Source organism: Agromyces seonyuensis, assembly GCF_009789225.1.
Taxonomy (GTDB): Bacteria; Actinomycetota; Actinomycetes; order Actinomycetales; family Microbacteriaceae; genus Agromyces; species Agromyces seonyuensis.
The window spans coordinates 1-15,601 of record NZ_WSTA01000048.1 but is presented as its reverse complement, the minus strand read 5'-3'; the positions used below and the strand labels follow the sequence as shown (position 1 = coordinate 15,601).

General features: G+C 73.4%; 14 protein-coding genes and 1 tRNA gene. 3 read left to right on the top strand and 12 right to left on the bottom strand.

All coding sequences use genetic code 11. From position 1 onward, the window contains the following. Positions 1–119 precede the first annotated feature (119 nt). Positions 120–2,900, bottom strand: coding sequence for a D-alanyl-D-alanine carboxypeptidase (locus tag GB864_RS11270; protein ID WP_160425073.1), 2,781 nt, complete (start codon positions 2,898–2,900; stop codon positions 120–122). Beyond that, positions 2,897–3,880, bottom strand: coding sequence for a Gfo/Idh/MocA family protein (locus tag GB864_RS11265; protein ID WP_160425072.1), 984 nt, complete (start codon positions 3,878–3,880; stop codon positions 2,897–2,899). The genes GB864_RS11270 and GB864_RS11265 overlap by 4 nt, the downstream gene beginning before the upstream one ends. A gap of 113 nt (positions 3,881–3,993) precedes the next feature. Here GB864_RS11265 and GB864_RS11260 point away from each other — a divergent pair, with 113 nt between their 5' ends. Beyond that, positions 3,994–5,133 (top strand): PQQ-dependent sugar dehydrogenase, encoded by a 1,140-nt coding sequence (locus GB864_RS11260; protein WP_160425071.1) that lies wholly within the window; start codon positions 3,994–3,996, stop codon positions 5,131–5,133. Between the two features lie 164 nt (positions 5,134–5,297). Further along, entirely contained in the window at positions 5,298–6,158 is an 861-nt protein-coding gene (locus tag GB864_RS11255; protein ID WP_160425070.1) for an SGNH/GDSL hydrolase family protein, read from the top strand. 43 nt (positions 6,159–6,201) lie between these two features. Here the strand turns inward: GB864_RS11255 and GB864_RS11250 are convergent, their stop codons facing one another. The 6 genes from GB864_RS11250 to topA all read right to left on the bottom strand — a co-directional run bounded on the left by GB864_RS11250 (position 6,202) and on the right by topA (position 13,217). Then, positions 6,202–6,591 (bottom strand): PPOX class F420-dependent oxidoreductase, encoded by a 390-nt coding sequence (locus GB864_RS11250; RefSeq protein WP_160425069.1) that lies wholly within the window; start codon positions 6,589–6,591, stop codon positions 6,202–6,204. Positions 6,592–6,692: 101 nt separating this feature from the next. Continuing rightward, a tRNA-Thr gene (locus GB864_RS11245) sits at positions 6,693–6,768 on the bottom strand. Between the two features lie 99 nt (positions 6,769–6,867). Continuing rightward, positions 6,868–8,439, bottom strand: coding sequence for an alpha/beta fold hydrolase (locus tag GB864_RS11240; protein WP_160425068.1), 1,572 nt, complete (start codon positions 8,437–8,439; stop codon positions 6,868–6,870). Next, the gene (locus tag GB864_RS11235) at positions 8,436–9,593 is read right to left on the bottom strand and encodes a DNA polymerase III subunit delta' (RefSeq protein ID WP_160425067.1); all 1,158 of its coding nucleotides are present in this window, start codon (positions 9,591–9,593) and stop codon (positions 8,436–8,438) included. Before GB864_RS11235 ends, GB864_RS11240 begins: the two co-directional genes overlap by 4 nt. Before the next feature lie 109 nt (positions 9,594–9,702). After that, positions 9,703–10,329, bottom strand: coding sequence for a dTMP kinase (gene tmk / locus GB864_RS11230; protein WP_160425066.1), 627 nt, complete (start codon positions 10,327–10,329; stop codon positions 9,703–9,705). Continuing rightward, positions 10,326–13,217 carry a type I DNA topoisomerase gene (topA, locus tag GB864_RS11225; RefSeq protein ID WP_419672787.1) on the bottom strand — a complete coding sequence of 964 codons (2,892 nt, stop codon included), beginning with the start codon at positions 13,215–13,217 and terminating at the stop codon, positions 10,326–10,328. Before topA ends, tmk begins: the two co-directional genes overlap by 4 nt. Before the next feature lie 228 nt (positions 13,218–13,445). Here topA and GB864_RS11220 point away from each other — a divergent pair, with 228 nt between their 5' ends. Next, entirely contained in the window at positions 13,446–13,673 is a 228-nt protein-coding gene (locus GB864_RS11220) for a hypothetical protein (protein WP_160425064.1), read from the top strand. A gap of 29 nt (positions 13,674–13,702) precedes the next feature. On the opposite strand, the gene GB864_RS11215 is transcribed toward GB864_RS11220, so the two are convergent. From GB864_RS11215 to GB864_RS11200, 4 genes are all read right to left on the bottom strand, one after another. Continuing rightward, positions 13,703–13,975 carry a helicase gene (locus GB864_RS11215; RefSeq protein ID WP_202107170.1) on the bottom strand — a complete coding sequence of 91 codons (273 nt, stop codon included), beginning with the start codon at positions 13,973–13,975 and terminating at the stop codon, positions 13,703–13,705. Positions 13,976–14,084: 109 nt separating this feature from the next. Then, positions 14,085–14,393 (bottom strand): TadE family type IV pilus minor pilin, encoded by a 309-nt coding sequence (locus GB864_RS11210; RefSeq protein ID WP_336603967.1) that lies wholly within the window; start codon positions 14,391–14,393, stop codon positions 14,085–14,087. 19 nt (positions 14,394–14,412) lie between these two features. Continuing rightward, positions 14,413–14,586, bottom strand: a complete 174-nt coding sequence (locus GB864_RS18545; protein ID WP_236779063.1) for a DUF4244 domain-containing protein — start codon at positions 14,584–14,586, stop codon at positions 14,413–14,415. Positions 14,587–14,752: 166 nt separating this feature from the next. Next, the coding region (locus GB864_RS11200; RefSeq protein ID WP_236779062.1) for a type II secretion system F family protein at positions 14,753–15,601 on the bottom strand (849 nt) is incomplete at its 5' end.

Genomic DNA, 15,601 nt, shown 5'->3' with positions numbered 1-15,601 from the left:
CGCGGGTCCGGTCGGATGCCGGATGTCCCTGCGCTTCGATTCTCGCACCGACGCCGTCGAACGCGGCCGGTCGAGACCCGGTCGGCGCTCACCGGCCGGGTTCGGCGTGCGGGCCGCGTTCAGTCGGCGGCGAGGTTCGCGCCGCAACCGGCGAAACCGGCGACGAGGGCGTCGAGCGCCGCGGCCGTGGCCGTCGCGTCGCCCGCCGAGGCGTCCGCCGCGGCCGTGACCGCAAGCGATGCGCCGTCGTCGCCCCGCACGAGGCCGACGAGGGAGGTCAACCCGGTCGCGTCCTGGCCGGGGACCCCGCGCACGGCCGCCGGGTCGAGGTCTCCGGCGGAGAACCGTGCGTCGAACGCCGGCGACCCGTGGGCGCCGGAGGCGGGCAGCACCCCCTCGAGCAGCGACAGCGCACCGTCGCCGCGCTCGATCGCCGCGAGCAGCGCCGTCGTCGTCGCGAGCGGGATGCGGTTCTCCGCGGAGAGTCCGGAGCCGTCGACGAGCGCGAGGCCGTCGGTCGGCACGCCGTACTCGGCGAGACCGGCCGCGATGCCCGGGCCGACGGCGTCGAAGGCGTCGCCCGTGCCGGCGCGGACCGCGGTCAGCCGGGCGAGCGACTCGGCGAGCGCGCCGTCGGAGTAGCGCAGCATCGTCTCGACGAGGCTGCCGACGCTCGGCGACTGCACCGAACCGAGCAGCGGCGCGCCCTGCTGGGCGATGCCGAACTCGACGCTGCCGATCCCGAGCAGGCTCGCGAACGCCTGTCCGGCGCGGAGCGCCGGAGCCTCGCCGCGCACCGAGGCGACGGCGAACGGGTCCTCTCGGTCGCCGTCGACTTCGAGCGCGGAGATCCGGGGCATTTCCCCCGTGCTGCGCGCCGCAGCGTCCCAGCTCTCCGCCCAGTCGACGTCGTCGAACTCGCTCGTGTCCAGGTAGAGCTTCTGCAGCGGGCCGTTGGCCGGATCGGCGTACCAGGAGCTCAGCACCGTTTGCGCGAGCGCGTCGAGGTGCGCCGCATCCGCGTAGACCGTCTCGCTGCCCGTCGGGGTTCGCGAGAGCGTCACGTCGCCGCCGCCGACGAGCACGATGCTGCCCGGCTCCGAGCCCTTCACGACCACGGTCTCGAGACGGGTGTCAGCACCGAGCACGGCGAGCGCGGCGGCGGCGGTGAGCAGCTCCTGCCCCTCGGCGAGGGCGGTGGGAGCCGCATCGCCGACCGTGTAGTAGACCTCCCCCGTCGTCGCGTCGGCGACCTGCGCCCGAAGGCCCGCGAGGCGCGGGTCGGCGGCGAGGGTCGCGACCGAGCACGTGCGCAGGGGCGCCGGTTCCGTCACTGCGGGCTGCGCGCGCGGTGCCTCGACCTCGGGCTCCGGCTCGGCGACCGGTGCGGTCGCCGCGGGTTCCTCCGCACCGGCGCCGCTCGCGGCGAGGATGCCGAGGCCGACGGCCACCGCGAGCACCACGGCCGCGACCGCGAGCACGGCGATGCGGTGCTCGGCGAACAGCTCCCGCAGTCGCAGCAGGACGCCGTCGAGCACTTCGCCGGGGGTCGCTCCGGGTGCGGCGATGGGCGGGCGATTCGTCGGCGGTCGGCTCGGCGGCGCGGCGTCGGCGGGAACGGCGTCGTGCGCCTCCGCGTCGACCTGGTCGCCGTTCCGCGTCGGTCCCGGGAACAGCCGGGCGAACCCGTCGGAGTCGGGCTCAGGCTCTGCGCCGGGCCCGGAGTCCGATGCGTCGAGGTTCCACGAGGTCGACGTCGTGGCGGGCGCGGCGGGCGAGCCGAACGGGCCCGTTTGCGACGGGCGCGCGCCGACGTCGGGCTCTGGGGCTCCGCCGGCCTCGCGGAGCGCCCGACGGCTGGGATAGAGCGCCGTCGCCTCGGTCGCGGCGACGGATGCCCGCTCCGACGCCGAGACGGCGGGTGCGTCGATCACGGCGGTCGCCGGCGAGACGGCCGGTGCGGGAGCCGGGCCGCGGACCAGCTCGGCCAGGAGTTCGGATGCCGCCGGAGCCTCGAAGTGTCCGGGCGGTGCGGCGGGCTCCGCCGGGTCGTCGGGTTCGGCCGGCACCGTGGGAGCGACCGCTTCAGCCGGTGCGGCGGGTTCGGCCGGCGCCGACTGGCGTCGTCCGGCACTGCGGTCGACCCAGCCGCTCGCTGCGGAGGCCCGATCGGCCGTGGCCGTCGCCGCGGCGGCGAGGTCGGCTCGCTCGAACGGAACGGTCAGCGTGGAGACGGCGGGCGCCGCGGCGGCCTCGCGGTGTCCACGACGGGAGCCGGCGTCATCGACCCGATCGGGTCCGGCATCGCCCGCCTCGACCTCGGCGGGAGCAGCCGGCGCCGGTGCGATCTCGGAGTTGCCGCGGGGTGCCGATTCCGCTGCTGCGGGGGATGCGGCACGCCACCATGGAGCGGGCGGCGGCGGCGCGTCCTCCACCGGTGCGACCCGATCGCGACCGCGCGGTCGAAGCATCCCGCCGTCGCCGACCGGCACGCCGGACATCGACGGCGCCGCGCTCGGCGCACCGGACGAGGGCGGCGCGGCCGTCGGCAGTGCCGCGGTCGGCGCACCTGTCGTCGGTGCGACGGACGGCTCCGGGTCGCTGGACGGGACGCCCGGCACCTCGAAGGCCCCGGGCACGACCGCGGCGGGCGGGGCGGCCGGGACCGCCGACGGCCGCGGGACGGCAGCCTCCGATCCGAGCATCGTTGGCTCGGCGAGCATCGATGCCGCCGCATCCGCGCTCGGCACCTCGGCCGGGGCGACCGTCGCGGCCGGGATCAGCGGGCCGCCGCCGGCGGACAGCACGTCGGTGTCGCGTCGCCGGCGAGCGCGCGCGGAACGGTCGACCCAACCGCTCTGCGACTCCGCTCGGGGCTGCTCGGGGTTCTCGCCGCTCATTCGTTCGGGTAGCGCAGTCCGATCTGCGCCCGGATCTCGTCGAGCGTGCCCATCACGGCCACCGTCTCGTCGATCGGGAGGATGACGCCCGTCAGGTCGCCCGCGGCCACGAGCCGCTCCGCCTCGAGCGCCTGGTAGTGCATGCCGCGGCCGTTGACCTCGGACTCGAAGGACTCGAGCACGGACCCGTCGGGCGCGACGACGCGGAAGGTCGTCGGGGTGTACCAGACCTTGTCGATCTCGATGCGGGCCTCGGTGCCGAGCACGACGGCGGTGTTCGGGCCGGAGGTGTCGCTCGCGGAGAACGTCGTCGCGAGGCGCCCCTGGCCGTAATCGAAGATCGTGGCGACCGATGCATCCGCGCCGGTCTCCTTGAACGTCGCGGAGGCGCGGATCGCGCTCGGCGCCCCGAAGACGTCCCACGTGAAGGAGACGGGGTAGATGCCGAGGTCGAGCAGTGCGCCGCCGCCGAGCTCGAGCGCGTTGAGACGGTGACCGGGGTCATCGGGCAGGTCCTGCGTGTGGTCGGCGATGACCGTCTTGACCTCGCCGAGCACGCCCGAGGCGAGGATCTCGCGGATGCGGACCATGTGCGGGAGGTAGCGCGTCCACATGGCCTCCATGACGAGGAGGCCCTTCGCCGCGGCGAGGTCGGCGAGCGCGCGCGCCTCGGCGGCGTTGATCGTGAAGGGCTTCTCGATGAGCGCGTGCTTGCCGCCCTCGAGCACGATCGTCGCGTCGGTCGCGTGGAACGGGTGCGGGGTCGCGACGTAGACGATGTCGACCTCGGGGTCGGCCGCGAGCGCCTCGTAGGACCCGTGCGCGTTGGGGATGCCGAACTCCGCCGCGAAGGCGCTCGCCTTCTCGAGGGAGCGCGAGCCGACGGCGCGCACGTCGAAGCCGTTGGCGACGAGGTCGCTCGTGAAAGCGTGGGCGATGCCGCCGGTGGCGAGGATTCCCCATCGAAGTCGTTCGGTCATGACGGACAGCCTAGGCGAGTCCCCCGGGTGGGGGACGCCGCGGGCCGAGGTCGACGGACGAGGGGCCGCCGGGGCCGCTCGACGGGGCCGTTCCGCCCGCGTAGCGTCGGGCCATGGATGCCTCACGCCGACGCGCGCTCGGGATGCTCGTGCTCTCGGGCATCCTGCTCGCCGGGTGCGCCGTGCCGACGCCCACCGGCACGGCCTCGCCGACTCCGAGCACCCCGGCGCCCTCGCCGAGCCCGGTCCCCACGGCGACGCCGAGTCCGACCCCCGCGCCGCCGCCCGCCGAGGTCGCGCCGGCGGGCGAGCCCGCGGTCGTCGCCGTCGGCCTGGATGCGCCGTGGTCGCTCGTCTTCGTGGGCGAGACGCCCCTCGTGTCCGAGCGCGACACCGGACGCATCCTCGAGATCGGGCCCGGCACCACGCGCGTCGTGGCGGAGGTCACCGGCGTCGTGCACGGCGGGGAGGGCGGGCTGCTCGGGCTCGCCGTCCGCGAGCGGGACCTCTACGTCTACTCGACCAGTGCTTCGGGCAACCGCATCGAGCGGTATCCGCTGACCGGCTCGGCCGGTTCCCTCGGGCTCGGCGCCCCGACCACGCTCATCGACGGTCTGCCTTCGGCCGGCAACCACAACGGCGGGCGGATCGCGTTCGGCCCCGACGGCCTGCTCTACGCCGGCGTGGGCGATGCCGCGCAGCCCGAGCGGGCGCAGGACCCGGGCTACCTCGGTGGCAAGATCCTGCGGCTCGCGCCGAACGGCTCGGTGCCGTCCGACAACCCGTTCCCGGGCTCGCCCGTGTTCTCGCTCGGGCACCGCAACGTGCAGGGGCTCGGCTGGAGCGCGGACGGCACGATGTGGGCGAGCGAGTTCGGCCAGAACACGTGGGACGAACTCAACGTCATCCGCGCCGGGGCGGACTACGGCTGGCCGACCGTCGAGGGCGTCGGCGGGGATGCCCGGTTCGTCGACCCCGTGCAGCAGTGGTCGACCGACGAGGCGAGCCCCTCCGGACTCGCGGTCGTCGGCGGCACCGTGTTCCTCGCGAATCTTCGCGGCGAAGTGCTGCGCGCGGTGCCCGCTGCTCGGCCAGGCGAGCGCGCCGACCACTTCGGCGGCGCCTACGGCCGACTGCGCGACGCGGTGCTCGGCCCGGACGGACGGCTCTGGTTCCTCTCGAACGAGACGGACGGCCGCGGCTCCCCCGCCGACGGGGACGACCGGCTCTTCGCGGTGCCGATGGCGCCTTGACCTCGAGACGGCATCGGATCCGGACGAATCCGGAAAACCAGATACTGCGGAATCCTCACCTTCTGCACTACGGTGCGCCTGGACGTCCGCACGGGAGCGAGCCCGCGCCGACGGGCCGCGGCGCCGAGCCCGGTGACCGCGAAATCGCGAGAGCGGAGCCGATCATGGCCGAATCCACTGCAGTCGCCGCCGAATCAGACCGGCCACGATCCCGACGAGGGCGCGGCCTCGCCGTCGCGATCGCCGGCCTCGGGCTCATCGCCGCGGCGATCGCCGGACCCGCCGGACCGGCGTCGGCCGCCGCGACGAAGTGGACTCCGCCGCAGCAGCTGCAGTACGCCGCAGTCGGCGACTCGTTCGCCGCGGGAACCGGCGCGCGGCCCTACGCCGACAAGGCCTGCAGCCGCAGTGCACTCGCCTATCCGAAGCTGCTCACCCTGGACCTCCGGATCAAGCTCGCCGCCTTCCCTGCCTGCAGCGGCGCCGACATCCCCGCGACGCTCGCCCAGGTGAACACCCTGCCGAGCGGCCTCGGCGCGATCTCCGTCGGCGTGGGCGGCCAGGACGTCGGCTTCGTCGCGGTCATGTACTCGTGCTTCGTCGTGCCCGACCCCGCCGTCTGCCCCGCATTGATCGCCGCCGGCGCCGCCGGCGCGCAGACGCCCGAGTTCGCCGCCGGCATCGACGCGGTCATCCTCGCCGCGAAGGCGAAAGCCCCGAAGGTCGTGCTCACCGGCTACCCGCTGCTGTTCCACGAGAACGGTGCCGGGGTGAATCCCAAGTACCAGTACGCCGACGAGGTGAACGACGCGACGGTCATCCTGAACGACGCGCTCGAGGCCCGCGCCCTGGCGAACGGCATCGTGTTCGTCGACGTCGAGGACGACTTCGCCGGCCACGGCATCGGCAGCTCCCGCCCGTGGATCAACGACTTCTTCGCGCTCCTGCCGACCGACGGCTTCCACCCGAACGCGTTCGGCTACGCGGCCTACGCGAAGGCGGTGCGTCCCTCGCTCGCGCCGTGAGCCGTCGGACGCCGGCGGCCCCGGGCCGCCGGTGTCCGACGGGTCAGCCGAGCTCGATTCGCAGCAGCACGTCGGGTTCGCCCGGCCGTCCGCCGATGACGGCGTTCGCAAGTCGGTAGACCAGCCCGTAACGCTCGCGCAGGAGTCCGAGGAGCCGCTCGGCGTCGCTCCGGTCAGCGACGATCGACGCGGTGCCGGTCGCGACCGGCTCACCGGGACGGATGCGGCCGCGCACATCGCAGCGCGCGAGTTCGACCGCCGGATCCCGCCGGAGACGCTTGAGCTTGCCGGTGTGCGCCGGCGTCTGCACGACGACCGTCTCGCCGTCGAGCGCGAACCAGACCGGCGTCGCGACCGGCGTGCCGTCCTTCCGGAAGGTCGTCAGCGAGACGTACTTGCCTGCCGTGATCGCCGCGAAGGCCGAGGTATCCACCCGGTCATCCTAGGTTCGGGGCGACCGTCCCCGGCGCGGCGGCCGGCGCCCGGCGAGGCATCCGGAAACGGCGAAAGCCCCGGCGAACCGGGGCTTTCCTGTGGAGCCGCCTAAGGGAATCGAACCCTTGACCTATTCATTACGAGTGAATCGCTCTGCCGACTGAGCTAAGGCGGCGTGACCTCGGAAACCTTGCGGTGCTCCGCGGCACGATTGACAAGCATACCGGATGCGACAGGGTGCTGGTGACCACGCGCACCCTCCCCGGGCCCGTCGTCAGCAGTTCGGGTCGGAGCCCGGCACGTCGCCGTCGAGGAAGTAAGACTCGACGACGCCGTTCACGCAGTCGCTGCCCTTGTTGTACGCGGTGTGCCCTTCGCCGTCGTAGCTGACGAGCACGCCCGAGTCGAGCTGGTCGGCGAGCGAGACCGCCCACTGGTAGGGCGTCGCCGGGTCGCCGGTCGTGCCGATCACGAGGATGGGGTCGGCGCCGTTCGCGTGGATCTCCTCGCGGAGGCCCGTGGGCTCGTCGGGCCAGCCGGCGCACGCGAGCGCGCCGAAGCCCATGTAGGTGCCGATGATCGGCGCGGCCGCCTCGAGTTCGGCGTTCTGCGCCCGCATCTCCGCCGGGTCGGTGCTGCCTGCCGGATAGTCGAGGCAGTTGATGGCCTTGAACGCCTCGGTCGAGTTGTCGGCGTAGGTGCCGTCGGGATCGCGGCCGTTGTAGGCGTCCGCGAGCGCGAGGGCGAAGTCCGCCTCCCCCTGCTCGACCGAGGTGAACAGGTCGTCGAGATACGACCAGGCGTCGGGGCTGTAGAGCGGGTAGATGATCGCGGTCAGCAGGGCGTCCGCGCCGAGTTCACGGCCGTCGGAGCCGCGCAGCGGGCTCGCGTCGACGGAATCGAGGAGCGCGCGCACGTCCGCGAGCGCGCCGTCCACGCCCCCGGATGCCGGGAACGGGCAGTCGTCGCGGCCGAGGCAGTCCTCGAGGTACGCCGACAGCGCTTGCTCGAAGCCCTGGGCCTGCGCCGAGGTCACGTCGAAGTCGGACGCCGCCGGGTCGATGGCGCCGTCGAGCACGAGCCGGCCGACCTTCTCCGGGTAGAGCCCCGCGTACGTGGCCCCGAGGAACGTGCCGTAGGAGTAGCCGAGGTAGTTGAGCTTCTCGTCGCCGAGCACGGCCCGGAGCAGATCGAGGTCGCGGGCGGCGCTCACCGTGTCGACGTGCCCGAGCAGGTCGCCGGAATTCTCGGCGCACGCGGCGCCGAACTCGCCCACGTTCTGCTCGACCTCGGCGATCCAGCCGTCGGTGCCGCGGGGGTTCTCGGCGAGGCCGTAGAGGTAGTCGTCCATGGCGGCCGCGTCGAGGCAGGCGATCGCGCTGGAGCGCCCGACGCCGCGCGGGTCGAACCCGACGATGTCGTAGCGCTGCTGGAGCGGCTCGCCGACGGCGTAGTCGATCGAGTCGGCGACGAAGTCGAACCCCGAACCGCCGGGGCCGCCGGGGTTCACGAGGAGCGAGCCGAGCTTGTCGCCCGAGGCGGGCTGCCGGACGAGGGCGAGGTCGACGCTGCCCGCGGCCGGGTCGTCCCAGTCCAGCGGGGCCGTCGCCGTCGCGCACAGCATCCCCTCGACGTCCTCGCAGTCCTCCCACGAGAGCACCTGGCCGTAGAACGGCGCGAGCGCGGCGTCGACGTCCTCGTCCACCGGCGTCGAGGTGCGCTCCGGGTTCTGCGGGAAGAGGAACGACGGCACGCAGCCCGTCAGCACGAGGGCGGCGGCGAGCACGCCGGCGGCGGCGAGGCCGCGGCGGGCGCGAAGGGGGCGGCGAGCGCGGGTGGCGGTCACGTGGCGATTCTCCCGGGGATGCGGACGGCGGAGACGAGCATGGCCTCGAGGGCGAGCAACGGCGTCACGTTGCCCTCGATGCGCTCGCGAGCGGTGGCGATGGCGTCGAGCGTCGCGAGCGTCGCCGTCGGTTCGGCCTGGGCCGCGGCTTTCGCGATGGAGCCGGCGGCCGCCTCGTTCACGAGATCGACGCCCGATCCGAGCTGCACGAGCAGGATGTCGCGGTAGAGCGACGCGAGGTCGACGAGGATGCGGTCGATGCCGTCTCGGAGCGATCGCGTGGCCCGCCGCTTCTGCTCGTCCTCGAGCGCCTTGAGTTGGGAGCGGAGCGCCGGCGGTACGGCCTGCCCCGGGGCGACGCCGAGGGAGCGCAGCGCATTCGCCCGCTCCTCCTCGTCGCGGAGCGCGGTGATGGCCTTCGCGTCGTCGCCCGCGATGCCGTGCAGCTTCGCGGCGGCGAGCACCGCGGTCGACGTCGAGTCGATGCGCAGCGCGAGGGCGAGCGTCTCCTCCCGGCGCTGCCGGGCCTCGGGGCTCGTGGCGAGGCGGCGCGCCATGCCGATGTGCGACTGCGCCTCCTGGGCCGCCCGCAGTGCGAGCTCGGGCTCGACGCCGTCGCGCCGCACGAGCAGGTCGGCGACCTCCGCGGCGGTCGGCACGCCGAGGCGCACGGAACGCACCCGGGAGCGGATCGTCGGGATGAGGTCGGCCTCGCTCGGAGCGCAGAGCAACCAGACCGTGCGCTCCGGCGGTTCTTCGAGCTCCTTGAGCAGGAAGTTCGAGGTCTGCTCGGTCATGCGGTCGGCGTCCTCGACGACGATCACGCGGTAGCGGCCGACGGAGGGCGCGTAGTGCGAGCGTTTGACGATGTCGCGCACGTCGTCGCGCTTGATGATGACGCCCTGCGTCGCGAGCACGTGCAGATCGGGATGCGTGCGCGCCTCGACCTGCACCCGGGTCGGCTCGTCGCCGTCGGGGTCGCCGGAGATGAGCGCCGCCGCGAACGCGTACGCGAGGTTCGAGCGGCCCGAACCGGGCGGGCCCGTGATGAGCCACGAGTGCGTCATCGCCTGATCGGAGCCGTCGGAGGATGCAGCGGCCCGGAACACCGAGATGGCCGCGGCCTGTCCCGTCAATTCGTCCCAGACGCTCATGGCATCAACGCTAACAAGCAGCGCCGACGACGGGCGCGGCGGCCCGGCATCCGAGCGCAGCATGTCGCGCGCCCGCGACCGATCGCGATGCGCATCCTCGCCGTCCCGATCACGCGCTCGCGTCGACGCGCTCGCGGACGATACGGGCGATCTCCTCGACGGGCAGCGCGGCATCGACGACCAGGAATCGCTCGGGCTCCGCGGCCGCGAGGTCGAGGAAGGCGGCGCGCACCCGCTCGTGGAACTCCGCCGCCTCGGCCTCGAGCCGGTCGTAGCGCGTGCGCGCGACGTCGAGGCGTGCGCGGGCGGCCGACGGGTCGAGGTCGAGCAGGATCGTGAGGTCGGGCAGCAGGCCGTCGACCGCCCAGATCGAGAGGTCCCGGATCTGCCCCGCGTCGAGCACGCGACCCGCGCCCTGGTAGGCGACGGACGAGTCGAAGTAGCGATCCTGCAGCACGACGTCGCCGCGTTCGAGCGCGGGACGCACGACCGTCGCGACGTGGTGCGCGCGATCGGCGGCGTAGAGCAGGGCCTCCGCGCGCGGGTCGATGTGGCTGCGCGAGTGCAGCACTATCTCGCGCACCTCGACGCCGAAATCGGTGCCGCCGGGCTCCCGCGTGTGCACCACGGTGCGCCCCTGCGCCGCGAAGTGGTCGGCGAGAAGCCGCGACTGCGTGGTCTTGCCCGCGCCGTCGCCGCCCTCGAACGTGATGAAGCGGCCGCGGCCGCCCGTCACTGCTCGCCCGCCGGCTTCGCCCGCTTCGATGCCGTGGTCGGCTTGGCCGCGGTGGTCTTCGCCGCAGTCGTCTTGGTCGCCGTCGTCTTCTTCGCGGCCGCGGTCTTGGTCGCGGTCGTCGACTTGGTCGCGGTCGACTTGGCCGCCGTCGTCTTCGCGGCCGGCTTCTTGGCCGGCGCCTTGCGCGTCGTCGTGCGCGGCTTCGCCGGCCCCTTGTCGCGCTTGATCTGCAGCAGCTCGACGGCGCGCTCGAACGTGATGCCCTCGACGTCCTCGCCACGCGGGATCGTCGCATTGGTCTCACCGTCGGTGACGTACGGACCGAAGCGGCCGTCCTTCACCTTGATCGGCTTGCCGCTTACCGGGTCGGCCTCGAACTCCTTGAGCGCGCTGGATGCCCGTCGCGCGCCGTACTTCGGCTGCGCGTAGAGCTCGAGCGCCGCCGCGAGGTCGACGGAGAAGATCGCATCCTCGTCCGGCAGGCTGCGCGAGTCCGCGCCCTTCTTGAGGTAGGCGCCGTAGCGGCCGTTCTGGGCGGTGATCTCCGCGCCGGACTCCGGGTCGACGCCGACGACGCGCGGCAGGGAGAGCAACGCGAGCGCTTGTTCGAACGTGACCGTGTCGGGCGACATCGACTTGAAGAGCGAAGCGGTGCGCGGCTTGGCGGCGGCCTTCGCGCCGCGCTTGGGCTTGGCCGGCACGACCTCGCCGGTGGCAGGGTCGACCTGCCCCTCCGGCTCGGGCAGCACCTCGGTGACGTAGGGGCCGAAGCGGCCGTCCTTGACGACGAGGTCGTGGCCGGTGGCCGGGTCGACGCCGAGCACGCGGTCGCCCGCGACGGGCGCGTCGACGAGCTCGCGTGCCTTGGCGACCGTGAGCTCGTCGGGCGCGAGCCCCTCGGGCAGGTTCACGCGGCGCGGGGTGGCGTCCGGGGCGGCATCGGGGTCGACGACCTCGAGGTACGGACCGTACTTGCCGATGCGCAGCGTGATGTCGTCGGTGACGTGCACCGAGTTGATCTCGCGGGCGTCGATCTCGCCGAGGTTGTCGACGACGACGCGCAGGCCCGGATGCTTCGGCGAACCGAAGTAGAACTCGCTCAGCCAGTCCACGCGGTCGGCCTCACCCGCGGCGATGCGGTCGAGGTCGTCCTCCATCTCGGCGGTGAAGTCGTACTCGACGAGGTCGCCGAAGTGCTCCTCGAGCAGGCGGACGACCGAGAAGGCCGTCCAGCTCGGCACGAGGGCCTGACCGCGCAGGCTCACGTAGCCGCGGTCGAGGATGACGGAGATGATCGACGCGAACGTCGAGGGACGGCCGACGCCGAGCTCCTCGAGCCGCTTGACGAGACTCGCCTCCGTGTAGCGCGGCGGCGGCGTCGTGTCGTGGCCCTTGGCCTCGAGCTCGTCGAGTCCGAGCGCCTGACCTTCGACGAGCACGGGGAGCTTGGCGTCCTTCGCATCGTCGTCGGTGTTGCGGTCCTCGTCGCGGCTCTCCTCGTAGGCGGCGAGGAAGCCGCGGAAAGTGATGACCGTGCCGCTCGCGGTGAACTCGGCCGTGGTGGCGGCGACCGGGGCGGTCGCGTCGGCGGGCGCCGGGGCATCCGTCGCCGTCGGCCCGACCTCGATCGTGACGGTCGCGGTCTGGCCCTTGGCATCCGCCATCTGCGAGGCGACGGTGCGCTTCCAGATGAGGTCGTAGAGCTTGAACTCGTTGCCGCGCAGCGCGCTCTGCACCTCGGAGGGCGTGCGGAACACCTCGCCCGAGGGACGGATCGCCTCGTGCGCCTCCTGCGCGTTCTTGGACTTGCCGGCGTACGTGCGGGGCTTGTCCGGGATGCTGTCGGCGCCGTAGAGGGCCGTCGCCTGCGCCCGCGCCGCCGCGATCGCCTGCTGCGAGAGCGAGTTCGAGTCGGTGCGCATATAGGTGATGTAGCCGTTCTCGTAGAGCGACTGCGCCACGCGCATGGTGTCGCGCGCCGAGAGGCGGAGCTTGCGGCCGGCCTCCTGCTGCAGCGTCGACGTCGTGAACGGCGCCGCGGGGCGGCGCGAGTACGGCTTGGTCTCCATCGAGGAGACGCGCTTGGGTGCGACGGGCGCCTCGAGCGCTGCGGCGAGCGCGCGGGCCGTCGGCTCGTCGAGGACGACGGCCTTGCCGGTGAGCGCGCCGCTGTCGTCGAAGTCGCGGCCCGACGCCACGCGCTGACCGCCGACGCGCACGAGCCGCGCATCGAAGGCGCTGCCGGCCGCCTCGGTCGAGAACGTCGCGGTGAGGTCCCAGTAGTTGGCCGACACGAACGCGATGCGCTCGCGCTCGCGGTCGACGACGAGACGGGTGGCCACGGACTGCACGCGGCCGGCGCTGAGGCCCGGGCCGACCTTGCGCCAGAGCACCGGCGAGATCTCGAAGCCGTAGAGGCGGTCGAGGATGCGTCGGGTCTCCTGGGCGTCGACGAGGGCGACATCGAGTTCGCGCGTCTTGTCCTTGGCCTTCTGGATGGCGTCCTTGGTGATCTCGTGGAACACCATGCGCTTGACCGGGACCTTGGGCTTGAGCTCCTGGAGCAGGTGCCACGCGATGGCCTCGCCCTCGCGGTCCTCATCGGTGGCGAGCAGGAGTTCGTCGGCGTCCTTGAGGGCGCGCTTGAGTTCGGCGACGACCTTCTTCTTGCCGTCGGAGACGACGTAATACGGTTCGAAGCCGTTCTCGACGTCGACGGAGAACTTGCCGAGCGAGCCCTTCTTGAGCTCGGGCGGCAGGTTCTTGGTGTCGATCAGGTCTCGGATGTGGCCGACCGAGGACAGCACCTCGTAGCCGTCGCCGAGGTACTGGGCGATCGACTTCATCTTGGTCGGCGACTCGACGATGACCAGCGTCTTTCCTGGCACCAGACTCCTTGGTTTCCGCTCCCGCAAGGGAGGCGTGCGAATGCGTTCGGACCCCGCGCCCCCGAGCGAGTTCCCGCTGACGGAGCCGTGGTCGCTCCGACAGGCACACCATACACACACCATCCGACCCCCTGCCGGAAGTGCGACTGGGCGGCAGGCGGTCGCCGCCGCCTGACGATTCGTCGAGATTCCCTCGAAGACGGCGCTCCGGCGGTGCACAATGGCGCCATGGACACCGCAGTCAGCTACACGGCGAAGCTCCTCGACGGCCCGCTCGAGGGACGCACGTTCTCGACCGAACTCACCGAATCGGGCGAGCCGAAGTCGCAGCTCTCGATCCCGGTCGAGGTCGGCAAGCATCTCCGTTACTCGTTCGCCGGCGGCATCGAGTACGACGAACCGTCCGGCAAGCCGTCCGCCGTCGACTACCGCTACGCCGGCGCCGACTTCGACTGAGCCGCACGTCGGTTCGTCGACGATCGCCGTCACGATGCGCCGGGCGGTCCCGCACGGGAGCGTGCGACGACATCGCCGAGCACCGAGACGAGCGATACCGTCACCTGCGCTCCGCCCTCGTCCACCTCGCACGAAGCGAGCACCGCACCGCCGAGCCGGGCGGCCGTCTCCGCGGCCTCGCATGCGGTGAGATCGACGGCGACGGCTCCGCTCCAGACGTCCGCGGCGGCGAGCGCCGCGGCGTCGGCGGCGTTCGCGGCGCGCTGCCGCACGACCGACGTCGTCAGCAGCGGGACGAGCACCGCGACGAACGCGAGGACCGCGCGACGAGCCCGATCGCGAGGATGCTCGCCGCGCCGCGTTCGCCGCTCGGCACCGCCCACCTCGCCGTCGCGCTCCGCATCACGCCCCTCACCGCCCGCCGGCGAGCGCGCACGACTCGGCCTGCAACCGCACCGCGGCCAGCAGTACGCCGCCGCTCCGCGCGAGCGTGACGCACACGAAGTCGCCGTCGGCTCGGGAATCGAGGCGTTCGGCGCCGCCGACCCGCTCCGCGATCCCGGCGGCGACCCCGACCGACTCGCCGCGGCCGAGCGCACGGGCCGCGTCCGCGGCGGCGTCCGAGAGCCGCACCTGGACGCCGACCAACTGCACGGCGGCCAGGCACGCCGCGAGCACGAGCGCGACCGCGGGGAGCGCGACGGCGAACTCCGCCGTCACGCTCCCCCGGTCGCCGGGTTCAGACCGAGACCGTGAGGGCATTCCGGACGAGATCCGTGAGGATCGTGCGAACCTCGTCGCCGCGCAGGATGACGACGAGCAGTCCCGCGAAGCCGACGGCGGCCATGGTCGCCACGGCGTACTCGGCGGTCGCGGCGCCGCGCTCGGCGGAGATCCCGCGCTCCACGGGCAGGAGCGACGGGAGATCTCGTCGGAGCGCGCGGGCGAGGTCGTCGCGCGCGGTTCGGACGGCACCGGGATTCGTGGAGGTGTGCACGGGGGCGGTGAGGGTGGGCATGGGCTTCCTTTCCTATGGACCGGCATCGCCGGCATCGTTCGGCACGAGTCGCGGGCGGTCGTCACGGCGCGGCCCCGAGGGTGCCGGCGACGACCGAGATGAGCAGCGGTGCCACCCCGAGCAGCCCGAAGGCCGGGAGGATGCACACGCCGAGCGGGATGAGGAGGCGCACGGCGAGCCGTTCGGCGCGCAGCACCCCCGCTGCCCGGGCGACGCGCCGAAGCCTCGCGCTCTCACCGCGCAGCAGGGCGGCGGTCGGGGCGCCGGCCCGGGCGGCGAAGTCGAGGACGGCGTCGACGGCCTCGCGGTCGCCGTCGGCGTCGGGGAGCCGCTCGCGCAGCACTCGCTCCGCGACGGACCGCGCCGACTCGACGGCCGCACCGCCCGACATCCCGACCGCGACGAGCTCGCAGCCGAGTCCGGGAGCGACGGGACGTCGCAGCGCTGCGGCGGCGAGCCGGCCGTTCCAGTGTCGGCCGGCCGCGAGGAACACGATCCCGGCGGCGAGGCAGCCGATGCCGAGCGGCGAGCCCAGGAGCACCCCGGCGGTATCGAAGCCCAGCACGAGGCCGAACGCGACGGCGACGAGAGGCAGCGCCTGCACGAGACGGATGCTGGCCCGCGGCCCCGCGAACGCCGCTTCGACGGATCGCTCGAGTTCGGCGTCGGAGCGGAGCAGCTCGGCCAGCGAACCGAGCGCGGGGCCGAGCGGCGCGCCCGCCGCGACGGCGACGCTCCAGGCGGCCGACAACGCACCCCACGCCCGGACTGCGCCCCGGCTCGCGACGTGCGTACGACGGCCCCATCGCGGCCGGCGCTTCGGGTCGGGCGCCGGGCCCGGTGCGGCGAGCGCGTCCGCGATCGCGACGCCCACGTCGGCACCATCGGCGGCCGCGTCCGCGGCGGCGCG

Excerpts from the sequence above, each read along its gene's own strand:
- GB864_RS11235 (WP_160425067.1), bottom strand. The coding sequence starts at position 9,593 with ATGAGCGTCTGGGACGAATTGACGGGACAGGCCGCGGCCATCTCGGTG.
- GB864_RS11265 (WP_160425072.1), bottom strand. The coding sequence starts at position 3,880 with ATGACCGAACGACTTCGATGGGGAATCCTCGCCACCGGCGGCATCGCC.
- GB864_RS11260 (WP_160425071.1), top strand. The coding sequence starts at position 3,994 with ATGGATGCCTCACGCCGACGCGCGCTCGGGATGCTCGTGCTCTCGGGC.
- GB864_RS11220 (WP_160425064.1), top strand. The coding sequence starts at position 13,446 with ATGGACACCGCAGTCAGCTACACGGCGAAGCTCCTCGACGGCCCGCTC.
- GB864_RS11270 (WP_160425073.1), bottom strand. The coding sequence starts at position 2,900 with ATGAGCGGCGAGAACCCCGAGCAGCCCCGAGCGGAGTCGCAGAGCGGT.
- GB864_RS11255 (WP_160425070.1), top strand. The coding sequence starts at position 5,298 with ATGGCCGAATCCACTGCAGTCGCCGCCGAATCAGACCGGCCACGATCC.